The sequence below is a fragment of the Geodermatophilus sp. SYSU D01176 genome, assembly GCF_054050015.1.
This window is the reverse complement of the sequence record NZ_JBJGYN010000007.1, coordinates 29,654-43,650: the sequence shown is the minus strand read 5'-3', so window position 1 is coordinate 43,650 and position 13,997 is coordinate 29,654. Positions and strand designations below refer to the sequence as shown.

14 protein-coding genes are annotated in these 13,997 nt (G+C 73.0%); 9 read left to right on the top strand and 5 right to left on the bottom strand.

All coding sequences use genetic code 11. The annotated features are described in order from the left end of the window. Positions 1–140 precede the first annotated feature (140 nt). Positions 141–731 (top strand): hypothetical protein, encoded by a 591-nt coding sequence (locus ACI78Z_RS06215; RefSeq protein ID WP_457035655.1) that lies wholly within the window; start codon positions 141–143, stop codon positions 729–731. 248 nt (positions 732–979) lie between these two features. Then, positions 980–2,008: a hypothetical protein gene (locus tag ACI78Z_RS06210; protein WP_457035654.1), complete on the top strand. Its 1,029-nt coding sequence runs from the start codon at positions 980–982 to the stop codon at positions 2,006–2,008. On the opposite strand, the gene ACI78Z_RS06205 is transcribed toward ACI78Z_RS06210, so the two are convergent. Next, on the bottom strand, positions 2,009–2,371 hold the full coding sequence (locus ACI78Z_RS06205) for a DUF488 domain-containing protein (protein WP_457035653.1): 363 nt from the start codon (positions 2,369–2,371) through the stop codon (positions 2,009–2,011). Positions 2,372–2,583: 212 nt separating this feature from the next. Here ACI78Z_RS06205 and ACI78Z_RS06200 point away from each other — a divergent pair, with 212 nt between their 5' ends. From ACI78Z_RS06200 to ACI78Z_RS06180, 5 genes are all read left to right on the top strand, one after another. Beyond that, the gene (locus tag ACI78Z_RS06200; RefSeq protein WP_457035652.1) at positions 2,584–3,714 is read left to right on the top strand and encodes a 5-methyltetrahydropteroyltriglutamate--homocysteine S-methyltransferase; all 1,131 of its coding nucleotides are present in this window, start codon (positions 2,584–2,586) and stop codon (positions 3,712–3,714) included. Positions 3,715–3,909: 195 nt separating this feature from the next. Then, positions 3,910–6,075 (top strand): carbon starvation CstA family protein, encoded by a 2,166-nt coding sequence (locus ACI78Z_RS06195; protein ID WP_457035651.1) that lies wholly within the window; start codon positions 3,910–3,912, stop codon positions 6,073–6,075. Beyond that, positions 6,072–6,284, top strand: a complete 213-nt coding sequence (locus ACI78Z_RS06190) for a YbdD/YjiX family protein (RefSeq protein ID WP_457035650.1) — start codon at positions 6,072–6,074, stop codon at positions 6,282–6,284. Before ACI78Z_RS06195 ends, ACI78Z_RS06190 begins: the two co-directional genes overlap by 4 nt. 194 nt (positions 6,285–6,478) lie before the next feature. Continuing rightward, the gene (locus ACI78Z_RS06185; protein WP_457035649.1) at positions 6,479–6,922 is read left to right on the top strand and encodes an Hsp20/alpha crystallin family protein; all 444 of its coding nucleotides are present in this window, start codon (positions 6,479–6,481) and stop codon (positions 6,920–6,922) included. Positions 6,923–7,014: 92 nt separating this feature from the next. After that, positions 7,015–7,287, top strand: a complete 273-nt coding sequence (locus tag ACI78Z_RS06180) for a hypothetical protein (RefSeq protein ID WP_457035648.1) — start codon at positions 7,015–7,017, stop codon at positions 7,285–7,287. A 42-nt stretch (positions 7,288–7,329) separates the two neighbouring features. On the opposite strand, the gene ACI78Z_RS06175 is transcribed toward ACI78Z_RS06180, so the two are convergent. The 3 genes from ACI78Z_RS06175 to glnA all read right to left on the bottom strand — a co-directional run bounded on the left by ACI78Z_RS06175 (position 7,330) and on the right by glnA (position 12,030). Then, positions 7,330–8,850 (bottom strand): phospholipid carrier-dependent glycosyltransferase, encoded by a 1,521-nt coding sequence (locus ACI78Z_RS06175; protein WP_457035647.1) that lies wholly within the window; start codon positions 8,848–8,850, stop codon positions 7,330–7,332. Further along, positions 8,847–10,385: an NAD(P)/FAD-dependent oxidoreductase gene (locus ACI78Z_RS06170; RefSeq protein ID WP_457035646.1), complete on the bottom strand. Its 1,539-nt coding sequence runs from the start codon at positions 10,383–10,385 to the stop codon at positions 8,847–8,849. The genes ACI78Z_RS06175 and ACI78Z_RS06170 overlap by 4 nt, the downstream gene beginning before the upstream one ends. Before the next feature lie 211 nt (positions 10,386–10,596). Beyond that, complete coding sequence (glnA, locus tag ACI78Z_RS06165; protein ID WP_457035645.1) at positions 10,597–12,030, bottom strand: type I glutamate--ammonia ligase; 1,434 nt, start codon at positions 12,028–12,030, stop codon at positions 10,597–10,599. Positions 12,031–12,195: 165 nt separating this feature from the next. Here glnA and ACI78Z_RS06160 point away from each other — a divergent pair, with 165 nt between their 5' ends. Then, entirely contained in the window at positions 12,196–12,618 is a 423-nt protein-coding gene (locus tag ACI78Z_RS06160) for an RDD family protein (RefSeq protein ID WP_457035644.1), read from the top strand. Next, positions 12,615–13,139 (top strand): GNAT family N-acetyltransferase, encoded by a 525-nt coding sequence (locus ACI78Z_RS06155; protein ID WP_457035643.1) that lies wholly within the window; start codon positions 12,615–12,617, stop codon positions 13,137–13,139. Before ACI78Z_RS06160 ends, ACI78Z_RS06155 begins: the two co-directional genes overlap by 4 nt. Before the next feature lie 27 nt (positions 13,140–13,166). On the opposite strand, the gene ACI78Z_RS06150 is transcribed toward ACI78Z_RS06155, so the two are convergent. Continuing rightward, positions 13,167–13,976: a DUF4191 domain-containing protein gene (locus ACI78Z_RS06150; protein WP_457035642.1), complete on the bottom strand. Its 810-nt coding sequence runs from the start codon at positions 13,974–13,976 to the stop codon at positions 13,167–13,169. Positions 13,977–13,997: the final 21 nt, after the last annotated feature.

The window sequence follows — 13,997 nt, the reverse complement described above, 5'->3', positions numbered from 1 at the left end:
CCGGCTGACCGCCGGCCCGAGGTGGTCGCGCAGGACGAGGAAGTCACCCGGATCTCCAACGGACCGCGGGTGCGCCCCGTACGTACCGGTGACCCGGGACCGCCGGGTCGGGACGACGGGCCACACCCAAGGAGCTCCTCATGCGACTGGCCATCCGGACCGCAGCGATCGTCAGCCTGGGCGTCGCCACGCTGGGCCTGGGCACCTCTCCCGCGCTGGCACACGGCGGCGGGTACGACGGCGTGCGCGCCGCCTCCTACACCAACCCCGACAACGGCATGCCGTCGGAGAACCCGGACGTCAGGGACGACTCGTCCTGCGCCCGGCCCGACCAGAAGGACCGGCAGCAGCTCAGCGACCGGGGCACCACGAACCGCAACCTGCACAACGACGCCTGCTTCCTCGACCGCACGGGGCAGAAGCGGAACGGCCCGGCCTCCTTCCAGAGCTCCGGGGTCGGCGCCATCAGCGCCTGCCCCGATCCGGACGGCAGCGGACCGGCGTACGCGAGGCTGTCGGACACCAACCGCGACGGCCGGATGGACCTCTGCTTCCAGTCGAGCCACCAGACGACCGGCAAGCCCGGCGACCTCGAGTTCCACGCCCGGCTGGACAACGACAGCACGCCGGGCACCCAGTACGTCGTCTGGTGCGCCGACGCCGATGGGGACGGCTGCCGTGACGAGCGGGTGACGGACGACATCCGCATCCAGTGGACGACGAAGGGCTGACCTCGCCCGCTGCGCTCCTCGTCGGGCCCCGGCCGGCCCGGCGAGGAGCGACCCGCGGGCGCCCGCGGAGGTGGGGGAGCGGCGGGACCCCGTTCCCGGCGTCCGAGGGCGGTCGCCCGCCGTGACGACCGGCGGGCGACCCGGACCGGACGGGAGCCCGGACCGGGTGCCGGCGGGCCTCCTCCGTCCACGATGAGCCCTTCCGCGTACCGCCGGCGCAGGCCGGTCTCGACCCCCGGGAGCAGGTCGTGGCCGAACCCGAGACCGACCGCCCCGCGGGTGGTCCCGACCGACCCGCGCGCGGGCCCGCCCACCGGCGTCCGGACCCCGCCGCCCGGCGCCTGACGAGGGTGCTGGCGGGGATCGTGGTGGCCATCGCCGTCCTCGGTGTGGGCCTCCGGGTGGTGTCGGGCGCCGCCGGGGAGCCCTCCGCAGCGAGCCCGCCCACCGGTCCGGCCCTGCCGGCCACGCCTCCGGCCGCCACGGCGGCGACCACCTCCGTCGGCGCGGCCGAGGTCGCGGAGGTGGTCGCCCTCCCGCCGCTGCCGGCGGTCGCCCGGGCACCGGAGGAGCAGCTGCGGGTCACGATCGGCGACCTCGAGGAGCTCGTCCAGCGGGATCCCGGCGGCGCGGGACCCCGGGCGGGCGAGGTGCTCGACGGCCTCCGCCGCGTGGAGGTGCTCGGCGGGGGTGCGCAGCGCGCGGCCGCGGTCGTGGTCCACGACGCCGCGGTCGCCGCGGTCACCGACGGTGGGCTCGCACCCGCCGTGGGACAGCGGGTGCAGCAGGTGCTGTCCGGCGTGGTACGGCCCGCGCGGCTGATCGACCTCGAGCAGACGGTCGCCGCGGACCCGCCCGCCGTCGGGCCGGCCGGGCCTGAGCTGGTCGACGCCTTCCGCGCCCTCGACCACGACGTCCCCGCCGGCGAGACGGCCGACCGTGCCGCCGACCTGCTCGCCGACGTGCGGGACGCCGCGGCGAGGGGCGAGCTGAGCGGCGTCTTCGCCGACGCCGCCGTCCCCACGCTGGAGCAGCTGGCCGACCCCGAGCCCCACCGCGCGCTGGAGGCCCTGCTCGCCGAGGCCGAGCGGGACCCCGACGCCATCGGCCCGGCCCGGGACGAGGTGCTGGCGTCGCTGCGCGCGATCGCGGAGCTGCCGGTGTGGCCCCAGGGCAACGAGGTCGGCGAGCTGCTGGACCTCATCCGTCGGGACGGCGAGGTCACCCCGGCCTTCCGGGATGCCGCCGTCCCGGTCCTGGTGCCGGTGCTGCGCTGATCAGCCCTCCGGCGGTCGGGTCGCCTGCTCGAGGTGGTCGCGCAGGACGACGGCGTTGTTGTGCTCGCGGTCCCGGGCGGCGTAGAGGAGGAGGACGTCGCCGGCAGCCGCCGCGGCCCGCAGCGGCGCCCACGCCTCCGGGCGGGCGTCGAGCTCGGTGACGTAGCGGCGGCGGAACTCCGGCCACCGGGCCGGGTCGTGGCCGAACCACCGGCGCAGCTCGTCGCTGGGAGCGGCGTCACGCAGCCACCCGTCGAGGGCCAGGGCGTCCCGCGCGACCCCGCGCGGCCACACCCGGTCGACGAGGAACCGGGCCCCGGCAGCACCGGGGTCCAGCTCGTACACGCGCACGGTCCGGATCACCGGAGGGCCCGGAGCGGTCAGCCGCGGACGGCGTCGAGGTGGTCGGGACAGCCGGCGACGACGTCCTCGACCTCGATGATCCCGGGGGAGTCGGCCACGTCCTGGTGGCGGAGGAGGTCGGTCATGCCCGTCGCCTACCCCGTCGCGGGGCCGAGGGCACCCCCGCGGGCCAGGGGCTGCGCGGGCCGGCGCCCTCGACCGAGCTCGGGGCCATGACCGACGCCTCCGGACCGCCGTTCCGCGCCGACCACGTCGGCAGCCTCCTGCGCCCGCAGCCCCTGCTCGACGCCCGCGCCCGGTTGGCGGCCGGGGAGATCGACGCCGCCGAGCTGCGCAGCATCGAGGACGCGGCGATCGCGCAGGTGGTGCGGATGCAGCACGACGTCGGCCTGCGCACCGCCACCGACGGGGAGTTCCGCCGCGCGTCCTGGCACATGGACTTCATCTACGCCATCGACGGGATCAGCAAGGTGACCGGCGAGGACATCGTCGTCCACTTCCGGAACGCCGACGGGACGATCGACTTCACCCCTGCCGGGCTGCGCGTCGACGGGCCGCTGTCGATCGACGAGCCGATCTTCGGCGCGGACTTCGCGTTCCTGCAGAGCAGGGTGACCGACGCCCAGACGGCGAAACTGACCATCCCCTCGCCCTCGATGGTCCACTACCGCGGGGGTCCCGCGGCGATCGACCCGGCCGTCTACCCCGACGAGGACGCGTTCTGGGACGCGCTGTCGGCGGCCTATGCCGCCCAGGTGCGCGGGATCGCCGCGGCGGGGTGCACCTACCTGCAGCTGGACGACACCAGCCTGGCCTACCTGAACGACCCGGCGCAGCGCGCCGAGCTGGCCGCCCAGGGGCGGGACGCCGAGCACCAGCACGAGCGCTACATCCGGCAGATCAACGCCGCGCTGGCCGGCCGTCCCGAGGGGCTGACGGTCACCACGCACATGTGCCGCGGCAACTTCCGCTCCTCCTGGGTGGCCGAGGGCGGCTACGACTTCGTCGCCGAGGCGCTGTTCGGCGGCCTGGAGGTCGACGGCTTCTTCCTCGAGTACGACGACGCCCGCTCCGGTGGGTTCGAGCCGCTGCGCTTCGTGCCGCCGGGCACGCGCGTCGTCCTGGGCCTGGTGACGACCAAGCGCCCGGAGCTCGAGCGCAAGGACGACCTGAAGCGGCGCATCGACGAGGCCGCGCGGTACGTGCCGCTGGAGCAGCTGGCGCTCTCCCCGCAGTGCGGGTTCTCCTCGACGGTGGAGGGGAACGCGCTCACCCGCGACGAGCAGATCGCCAAGCTGGCGCTGGTCGTCGAGACCGCCCAGGACGTCTGGGGGTACGCCTGACGGATCACGGGCCGGTCACGACCCGGCTCCCTGCTGGTGGACCGGGCCGGGGTCTTGTCATGCTCCCTGGGTCCACGAGGACGGCGTCGTCCGGGCGCTGTCCGCGCATGAGGGAGGGCGACCGTGTCCACCACCGTCAGCAGGTCCGACACCGACGGAGGACCCCCCGGGGGAGCCGGCCGTCGCCGTCCGACGTTGAAGAGCGTCCTCGTGTGGACGGCGGTGGCGATCGTCGGCGCCGTCGCCTGGACGGTGCTCGCGCTGGCCCGCGGGGAGACCGTCTCGGCACTCTGGATCCTGTTCGCCGCGCTGTGCTCCTACGCGATCGCCTACCGCTTCTACGCGAAGTTCATCGCGCGCCGCGTGCTCCAGGTCGACGACCGGCGGGCTACCCCGGCCGAGCGGCTGCACAACGGCATCGACTTCGACGTGACCGACCGGCGGGTGCTGTTCGGGCACCACTTCGCCGCGATCGCCGGCGCCGGTCCGCTGGTCGGGCCGGTGCTCGCCGCGCAGATGGGCTACCTGCCCGGCACCATCTGGATCATCGTCGGCGTCATCTTCGCCGGCGCGGTGCAGGACATGACCGTGCTGTTCTTCTCGATGCGCCGCAACGGCAAGAGCCTGGGCCAGATGGTCCGCGAGGAGATCGGGATCGTCGGCGGCATCGCGGCGCTCATCGCCGTCTTCGCCATCATGATCATCATCCTGGCAGTGCTCGCGCTGATCGTGGTCAACGCGCTCGCCGAGTCCCCGTGGGGCGTGTTCTCCATCGCGCTGACCATCCCGATCGCCCTGTTCATGGGCGTCTACCTGAGGACGATCCGGCCAGGACGGGTCCTCGAGGCCACCGCCATCGGCGTCGTCCTGCTGCTGGCCGCGGTCATCGGCGGCGGCCTGATCGACGACACCGGGCTCGGCGAGGCGCTGACCCTCTCCAAGGAGTGGCTGGTCCTCGCCCTGGTGGTCTACGGCTTCGTCGCCTCGGTGCTGCCGGTGTGGCTGCTGCTCACCCCCCGCGACTACCTGTCGACGTTCATGAAGATCGGCGTCATCGTCCTGCTCGCCATCGGCCTGCTCCTCGCCCGGCCGGTGCTGCAGGCGGACGCGGTCACCGAGTTCGCCCGGGAGGGCACCGGGCCGGTCTTCGCCGGCTCGCTGTTCCCGTTCGTCTTCATCACCATCGCCTGCGGCGCGCTGTCGGGCTTCCACGCCCTGATCTCGTCCGGGACGACGCCGAAGATGGTCGCCAAGGAGAGCCAGGTCCGCCTGATCGGCTACGGCGGCATGCTCATGGAGTCCTTCGTCGCCATCAGCGCCCTGATCGCGGCGGTGGTCATCGACCAGGGGCTCTACTTCGCGATGAACGCGCCGGCCGGCGTCACCGGAGGCACCGCGGAGAGCGCCGCCGCCTACGTCAACGGGCTGGGTTTCGACACCACGGCGCAGGACCTGGCCGCGGCCTCCGCGGCCATCCAGGAGCCGAGCCTGGTCTCCCGCACCGGTGGTGCGCCGACCCTGGCCGTCGGCATCGCCAACATCCTGTCGCAGGCGTTCGGCGCCGGGATGGCGGCGTTCTGGTACCACTTCGCGATCATGTTCGAGGCGCTGTTCATCCTCACGGCCGTCGACGCCGGCACCCGCGTGGGCCGGTTCATGCTGCAGGACACGATCGGCAACGTCTGGAAGCGCTTCGGCGACCTGTCCTGGCGGCCGGGCAACATCATGGCCAGCGCCGCGGTGGTCGCGCTGTGGGGCTACATCCTCTACGTCGGGGTCACCGACCCCCTGGGTGGCGTCAACCAGCTCTTCCCGCTGTTCGGCATCGCCAACCAGTTGCTGGCCGGCATCGCCCTGACCCTCGTCACCGTGCTGCTCATCAAGCACGGCAAGGCGAAGTACGCCTGGGTCACCGGCATCCCGCTGGCCTGGGACCTCATCATCACGATGACGGCGAGCTGGCAGAAGGTGTTCTCGGCCGACCCGAGGGTCGGCTACTTCGCGCAGCGCCAGCGGTACGCCGACGCGCAGGCGGCGGGGGAGCTCCTGGCGCCCGCGCAGGACGCCGACCAGATGGACCGGATCATCTACAACTCGACGCTGAACGGCGTGCTGCAGGCCGTCTTCGCGCTGCTGGTCCTCGTGGTCGTGGTGAACGCCGTCGTCGTGATCGCCCGGGCGCTCCGGGCCCGCGGTCCGGTGCCCACCACCGAGGAGCCGGCGGTGCCGTCGTCGATCGTCGAGCCCTCCGGGCTGTTCGCCACCGCGGAGGAGAAGGCGGCCATCGCCGAGCACGAGCGGCTGGTCGGCGCGGGTGCGCGGGGCCACGGCACCTTCACGCAGGAGGGTCCGCCGCGGTGAGCGGGGGGAACGCCACCGCCGTCCGGTCCGCCGTCACCCGGGCCCTGAGGGGGGTGCACTGGTACCTCAAGGAGCTCACCGGTGAGGCGCGGTGGGACGACTACCTGCGGCACTGCGCCGAGCACGGGCACGAGCCGATGAGCCGGCGTGAGTTCGAGCGGCGGCGCGCCGACGAGGCGGAGCGCAACCCGGTCAGCCGCTGCTGCTGAGCCGGCCCGCGACCGCGGCCCCGGTCCCCTGGAGGGGGCCGGGGCCGCGGTCGTCGGGGCCCGGCTCGACCGGACCGGCAGCACGCTCGCATCGACCCCGGGAATCTACAGCGGCCACTGGAGGTTCTACCAGGTGACCGCGACCAGGGCCCTGGTCGCGAGCCACCGAACCGGTTCAGAGGAGGTCGACTCAGATGACACTGCCCGTCCGTTCACGGTCCCGCGCAGTCGCCGGCTGGGACCCCTTCCGCGAGCTGGACGAGCTCGCCGAGCGCGTCAACTCCCTGTGGGAGGCCGGCTTCACCGGCGGTCTGCGGAGTTGGGCGCCGTTGGCCGACGTGGAGGAGACCGAGGACGCCTACTCGGTCGAGATCGAGCTGCCCGGGGTCCAGCGCGAGGACATCGACATCCAGCTCGACGACCGCCGGCTGGTGGTCTCCGGTGAGGTCAAGGAGAAGGAGCGCACGGGCGTCCTGCGTCGGCGGACCCGGCGCGTGGGCCACTTCGAGTACTCGGTGACCCTGCCCGCGGATGTCGACCCGGACGACGTCAGCGCCCGGCTGGACGACGGCGTCCTGACCGTCCGCGTGCCCAAGGCCGCGCAGGCGAAGCCGCGGCGCATCGAGATCGCCGGCTGAGCCCCGCTGGCCGCGCCGGCGCAGGGGCGGGACCGTGTGGCCGCGCCCCTGCGTTCCCGGTCGCGCGTCCACCGCCACGACGGTGAGAGGACGTGACCGAGATGCTCCAGGACGTCGCGGTGGAGCAGTACCGCTTCACCTGCGCCGGGTGCGGGCACGTCTGGAGCGCGGACTACGACGTGCAGCACGGGGACGACGGGCACGGCCTGACCTGGGAGCGCCACTCCCTCGGCGGGATACCGGTGCCGTCCCCGACCGCGCCGGGATCGCTGATCTGTCCGCGCTGCGGCGCGACCTGGTTCCACGTCCAGCTCGTCTGGATCCACGTCCAGCTCGTCGCCGTGCGGCCCGTGCCCCCCGAGTAGCCGGGCCCGGCAGGGGCTGCTCCCCGCGGCCGGCGACCGGACTCAGCCGGCCGCCGGCGCGGGCTCCGGCCGGGGCTCCGCGACGGCCCCCTCGTCGGCCCGGCGCCGCCGGCCGACCCCGCGCAACGCCAGGGCGGCGGCCGGCGGCAGGACGGCCAGCGTCGGGAGCACGTAACGGAAGTCGAACGAGGCGGTCGCCGCCGGGCCGGCCATCAGGGTGAACCCGATCAGCGCCAGGACCGCCGGGTCCGGCCGGTCCGACCAGCCGCGCCGGCGGGCCAGCAGCGCGCCGAGGCCCACGAGCAGGCAGACGCCGAGCACCGGTCCGGGTGTGTAGAAGTAGCGCTGGTAGGAGCGCAGGTTCCCGACCATCTCCTCGTCGTAGCCGTAGGGCCCGGGGGCCAGCACCGGCGTGCAGTCGTACTGCTCGACCGGAGCCGGGTACGGGAACGCCCACCACGTCGGGCAGGTGTCCTGGGGACCGGCGACCCGGCCGGGCTCGACGTAGTGCACGGTCTCGGAGACCAGTTGGCGCAGGTAGTCCAGCGGCTGCCCCGTGATGGCGATGGTGGCGAACTCCGCGAGGTCCTCCTCCGACCACACCCACACGCCGTTCTCGACCGCGTTGGCCGGGCTGTCGGGGAACCAGACGAACTGGTCGCCGGGGCGCCGCTCCTCCGGCGGGTCGGTCGGGCACAGGGGCTGCAGGCGCGCCGGCACGTCCAGCTCCTCGCACTGCACGAAGGTGGCCACCCGGCCGTAGAGGAAGTGGCCGGTGTAGTCGGTGAGCCCCACCGAGCCGTGCACGCTGCCGAACCAGAACGCGTACGGCAGCAGGACCGCGGCGACCCCGCCGACGAACGCCACGACCGCCGTCCAGCGCAGCGTCCGGACCAGCAGCCGGACGAGGAGGTAGACGAACAGCACCCCGACGAGGAAGAGCCCGACCGTGCGGGTGAGCGTCGCCAGACCCATGAGGACGCCGACCGTCGCGAGCACCAGCGGTCCGCGTCGCTCGCGGGCCAGCAGCAGCACCACCGCGACGGTCATCAGGAACATGAACAGCGTCTCGGCCAGGATGAAGTGCTCGATGTCGAGCAGGTAGGCGTCGAAGGCGAGGGGGACGACGGCCAGCAGGCTCACCCAGCGGGCGACGCCGCGGCGCTGCAGCAGCGCGTACACCAGTGCCACCATCGCCAGGCCGAGCACGTGCTGGACGACGGCCACCTCGCGGTAGGTCGTCACCGGGTTGAGCAGGGCGAGGAAGGCCGAGTAGCCCCAGGGCCGGTCGACGGCGGGCTCGACCCAGGCGGCCCGGTCGACGTAGGTGCCCGAGTCCGGGAACCACAGGGCCGTCGAGTACGCCGCGGTGACGTAGCCCCGGGCGATCGCGGCGAGGACCAGCAGCGCCAGGAACGCCAGGTGCCGGCGCGCCAGCCGCAGGGTGCGGGACAGCGGGCCCGGGCGGGCGGCGGCGTCCACCCCGGACGCGGACGCGCCCGCCGCCGGCCCGACGCTCTCCAGGGGCTCGGGCCGACGGCGGGCGCCGGGTACCTCGGTCACGCGGCCGACGGGCGCGGACTCCCGTGGTCGTCCGCCGTGGCGTCCGGCCGCTGCGACGAGACCTCCTCGTGGTAGTCCTCTTCCACGTTGACGTCCCAGATGTCGTGCGTCGCGCCGTCGGCGATGTTCTGCACGGTGAGCATCGCCGTCATCATCGAGTGGTCCTGGTTGTTGTAGCGGAACATGCCGTTGCGCCCGACCGGGTGCAGGTTCGGCGTGTTCGTCTCCATCCACCGGCGGATGACCTCGACGTTGTCCTTGTACCCGGCGTCGTAGAACGGGTAGGCCTTCGGCATCCGGACGACGAAGCCGCGCTCGACGTCGGCGGCCTTGGCCAGCCCGAGCTGCTCCAGCTCGCGGGCGCCCTGGGCGATGAGCTCCTCGTCGGACCGGTTCCAGGTGTCGTCGCCGACGTTGACGAAGAACTCCAGGCCCAGGCAGGTGCGCCCGTCCTTGACCAGGTAGGGCGACCAGGAGCCGAAGTTCTGGATCCGGCCGACCTGCACGTCCGGCGAGTGGATGTAGATCCAGTTGTCCGGGAAGCCGGCCTCGACCGGGAGGACGAGCGCGACGGTGAGGAAGTCGCGGTACTTCAGGCCGTCGGCCGCCGCGAGCACCTCCGCCGGGGGCTTGGGGTCCAGCGCGTGCACCAGCGAGGAGAACGGCATGGAGCTGATGACCTGGTGGGCGTCGTACCGCTTCTCGGTGCCGACGTCGGTCCGGCTGGCCTCCGGCGCACCCGCGCCCGCGCCGTAGCCGCCGGTGACGACCGTGGTGAGGCCGGTGACACCGCGACCGGGCTCCCAGTGCACGGTGCGGACCTTCTCCTCCATGACCACCGTGCCGCCGCGCTCCTGCACCTTGCGCGCGGCGGTCTCCCACATCATCCCGGGCCCGTACTTGGGGTACTGGAACTCCTCGATGAGGGAGGTGATCTCCTTCTGGTTCCGCTTCGGCGTCAGCGCGTTGATCACCGCGCCGGTCAGCGACAGGTTCTTGATCCGCTGGGCGGCGAAGTCGGCCGGCAGCTGGTCGACCGAGACGCCCCAGAGCTTCTCGTTGTAGGTCTTGAAGAAGTGCTCGTACAGGCGCTTGCCGAAGCGCGCGACGATCCAGCCCTCCAGGGTCTCCTGGTTCTTCGGCGGGCGGACCCGCGCCCACAGGTAGGACGCCACGCACCGCACGGCCTCGACCGGCCCGAGGTTGCCCAGCGCGTTGCCGGCCTTGAGCGGGTAGTCGTAGAGCTTGCCGTCGTAGAAGATGCGGCTCATCCGCGGCCGGAGGAGGAAGTCCTCGTCGGGGAGGATCTCGTGCCAGAGCGCCTCCACCTCGGGGACCTTGGTGAAGAAGCGGTGGCCGCCGATGTCGAAGCGCCAGCCCTCCCGCTCGGCGGTGCGGCTGATGCCGCCCACCATCGAGTCACCCTCCAGGACGGTGACCGGCACCTGGCGACGGACCAGCTCGTAGGCGGCGGTCAGCCCGGCGGGGCCGGCGCCGATCACGGCCACACTGGTGCGGTTGCCGTCGGTGGTCATGGACTCTCGCCTTCTCGCTGTTGGACCCACGACGACGCGGTCTGGACGACCCCGACCGTTCCGGACGAACTCGTCCCATGGGATTGACACATCGACCTGCCACGGTACCGGGGTCGGCGGAGGGGCGACCGAGCCGCCTCGTCGCCGCAGGACGCACCGCGGCCCCCGTCCTCGGGTGCGAGGACGGGGGCCGCGGAACGGACCGGGCAGGTCAGATGTCGTAGTACATCGCGAACTCGTGCGGGTGCGGGCGGAGGCGGATCGGGTCGATCTCGTTCTCCCGCTTGTACTCGATCCACGTCTCGATCAGGTCGGGGGTGAACACCCCGCCGTCGACGAGGTACTCGTGGTCGACCTCGAGGCGGTCGAGGACGGCGTCCAGCGAGGCCGGCACCTTCTCGATGCCCAGGGCCTCCTCGGGCGGCAGCTCGTAGAGGTCCTTGTCGACCGGCGCCGGCGGCTCGATCTTGTTCTTGATGCCGTCCAGGCCCGCCATCAGCATCGCCGAGAAGGCGAGGTAGGGGTTGGCCGACGGGTCGGGCACGCGGAACTCGATGCGCTTGGCCTTGGGGCTGTCGCCGGAGATCGGGATGCGGCAGCAGGCCGAGCGGTTGCGGGCCGAGTAGACGAGGTTGATCGGGGCCTCGTAGCCGGGCACCAGGCGGTGGTAGCTGTTCACCGTGGGGTTGGTGAAGGCCAGCAGCGACGGGGCGTGGGCCAGCAGGCCGCCGATGTAGTGGCGGGCGGTGTCGGACAGGCCCGCGTAGCCGGTCTCGGCGTGGAAGAGCGGCTCGCCGTCCTTCCAGAGGCTCTGGTGGCAGTGCATGCCCGAGCCGTTGTCGCCGAACAGGGGCTTGGGCATGAAGGTCGCCGTCTTGCCGGCCGCCCAGGCGGTGTTCTTGATGATGTACTTGAACAGCATCAGGCTGTCGGCCGACCGCAGCAGCGTGTCGAACTTGTAGTTGATCTCCGCCTGGCCGCCGGTGCCCACCTCGTGGTGGCCGCGCTCGAGCTCGAGGCCCGCGCGGGTCAGGTTGAGCATCATGTCGGCGCGCAGGTCGCTCTGGTGGTCGTAGGGCTCGACCGGGAAGTAGCCGCCCTTGGGCCGGGTCTTGTAGCCCAGGTTGGGGCCGCCGTTCTCGCCGGTCAGCGAGCCGGAGTTCCACGAGCCCTCGACCGCGTCGATGTGGTAGTAGCCCTCGTTGATGCCGGTCGAGTGCCGGATCGAGTCGAAGACGTAGAACTCCGCCTCGGGGCCGAAGTAGGCGGTGTCGGCGATGCCGCTGCTGGCGAGGTACGCCTCGGCCTTCTTCGCCACGTTCCGCGGGTCGCGGCTGTAGGCCTCGCGGGTGATCGGGTCGTGGATGAAGAAGTTGATGTTCAGCGTCTTGTGCTTGCGGAACGGGTCCACGAAGGCGCTGTTGGCGTCGGGCAGCAGGAGCATGTCCGACTCGTTGATCGCCTGGAAGCCGCGGATCGAGGAGCCGTCGAACCCGAGACCCTCGGAGAACGTGTCCTCGCCGAAGGTCGACGCGGGGATCGTGAAGTGCTGCATGACGCCGGGCAGGTCGCAGAAGCGGACGTCGACGAACTCGACGTCGTTGTCGCGGATGTAGGCGGCGACCTCGTCGGGACTGGTGAACATCGATCCTCCGGGTTGGGGCGGACAGCCGGTGGCGAACGTACGAGCGGGCGGTTGCCCTGCGGTGTCTCGGGTGTTTCGGGCCGGTAACAACGCTCGCGGCGTGTCGCCGACCCCGTCGCCGCCGGTCGGGCGGACGGTCTGCGCGCGCGTCCTACGCTGAGGTCCATGGTCCGGGACGCGCAGCCACCCTCTCAAGAGCGCCCGCGGGGCGCCGCGCTGGGGCTGCCCGCCGAGGGGCCCGGCTCCCTGGCCTCCTTCGGCAGCCGGATCGGCGCCTTCCTCGTCGACGCCATGGCCGCGGCGCTGATCGCGGGCCTGTTCACCGCGCCCTCGCTGCCAGGCAACTGGAGCCTGCTGCCGTTCGGGCTGATCACCGTGGTCACGCTGGTGGTCTTCGGGCAGACGCCCGGCATGCGGGTGCTCGGGCTGCGGCTCGCGCACCCGCGGCCGGGGGAGCGGCTGGCGCTGTGGCGGGCCGTCTTCCGGACGGCGCTGCTGATGGTGCTGGTCCCCGCGCTCGTGGTGGACGCCGACGGCCGCGGGCTGCACGACCGGCTGACCGACACCGCCGTGGTCCGCGACGCGTGATCGTCCGCCGGGAGCGGCCGGCCGACTCCGCCGCCGTCCACGCGGTGCACGCCGCCGCCTTCCGCCCGCCCGGCGCGCGGCCCGGCACCGACGTCGTCGAGGCCCGGCTGGTGGACGAGCTGCGCGAGGACGCCGGCTTCCTGCCGCACCTGTCCCTCGTCGCGACCGACGGCGGTGAGGTCGTCGGTCACGTGATCGCCACCCGCGGCTGGATCGAGCCCCTCGGCACCCCCGTACTCGGGCTCGGCCCGCTCGGCGTGCTGCCCGAGGCGCAGGGCCGGGGCGTGGGCACCGTGCTCGTGCACGCACTGGTCGCCGTCGCCGAGGCGGTCGGCGAGCAGCTGGTCGCGCTGCTGGGGTCGCCGGGCTACTACCGGCGGTTCGGCTTCGTCGCAGCCGCCAGCGTCGGTGTGGGCGCGCCCGACCCGGCCTGGGGCGAGCACTTCCAGGCCCGTTGGCTCACCGGACGGCGCACCGAGGGGACCTTCCGCTACGCCGAGCCCTTTGCCCGGCTCGGCTGAAGGACGCCGCCCCGGGGACGGGGCCGACTACCGGCGGCGGACCTGCCGCTGGCTGACCGTCATCTGGCGACCGCCGGGCAGCGGGCCGCCGGGAACCGGCATCCGCGTGCCGCCGAGGGCGGAGAGCCGCTTGCGCAGGGCGTTGAGCTCGGCGCCGGAGAGGTTGCGGGGCAGCTTCATCACGTGCGCGCTGAGCTTGCGCAGCGGCACCTGGCCCTCCTCGTCGCCGACGAGGACGTCGTAGATCGGGGCGTCCCCGGCGATCCGGGCGATCCGCTTCTTCTCCTGCGCCAGCAGCGGGCGGACCCGCGACGACGCGCCCTCGCCGACCAGGACGACCCCGGGGCGGCCGAGCACCCGGTGCACGGCGTCCAGCTGCGTGGTGCCGGCGACGCCCGAGGAGACCTGCCAGTCGCCGCGCATGCCCTCGAGCACCCACGCCGCGGCGCCGGGCTGGCCCTCGACCTGGCGGTAGGCCGAGCCCTGTGCGCGGCGGCCGAAGACGATCAGCGCGGCGAGCAGGCCCAGCAGGATCGCGATGGGCAGGAAGAGGAACGGCGAGCTGAGCAGGATGCCGATCAGCTCGACCACCGCGACGACCGCCGCGAAGGCGATCAGCATGAGCCAGGGCAGCTTGGGGTCGTTCTTGCGGGTCAGCGAGTAGGCCTGCTTCATCATGCGGGCCTGGTTGCCGACCTTCTTCAGCCGGCCCACCTTGGGCCGGCCGTCCTTGCCGACCCTCGTCGCTCCCCTGCCGCGGCCTCGGGAGCCGGGCCCGGTGGCGGCCTTGCCGCTTCCGGACGGCGCGGACGAGTCGGTGGGCCTGCTGCGTGCCATGCCCCCAGGATAGAGAAAGGA

Excerpts from the sequence above, each read along its gene's own strand:
- ACI78Z_RS06215 (WP_457035655.1), top strand. The coding sequence starts at position 141 with ATGCGACTGGCCATCCGGACCGCAGCGATCGTCAGCCTGGGCGTCGCC.
- ACI78Z_RS06200 (WP_457035652.1), top strand. The coding sequence starts at position 2,584 with ATGACCGACGCCTCCGGACCGCCGTTCCGCGCCGACCACGTCGGCAGC.
- ACI78Z_RS06185 (WP_457035649.1), top strand. The coding sequence starts at position 6,479 with ATGACACTGCCCGTCCGTTCACGGTCCCGCGCAGTCGCCGGCTGGGAC.
- ACI78Z_RS06170 (WP_457035646.1), bottom strand. The coding sequence starts at position 10,385 with ATGACCACCGACGGCAACCGCACCAGTGTGGCCGTGATCGGCGCCGGC.
- glnA (WP_457035645.1), bottom strand. The coding sequence starts at position 12,030 with ATGTTCACCAGTCCCGACGAGGTCGCCGCCTACATCCGCGACAACGAC.
- ACI78Z_RS06160 (WP_457035644.1), top strand. The coding sequence starts at position 12,196 with ATGGTCCGGGACGCGCAGCCACCCTCTCAAGAGCGCCCGCGGGGCGCC.
- ACI78Z_RS06150 (WP_457035642.1), bottom strand. The coding sequence starts at position 13,976 with ATGGCACGCAGCAGGCCCACCGACTCGTCCGCGCCGTCCGGAAGCGGC.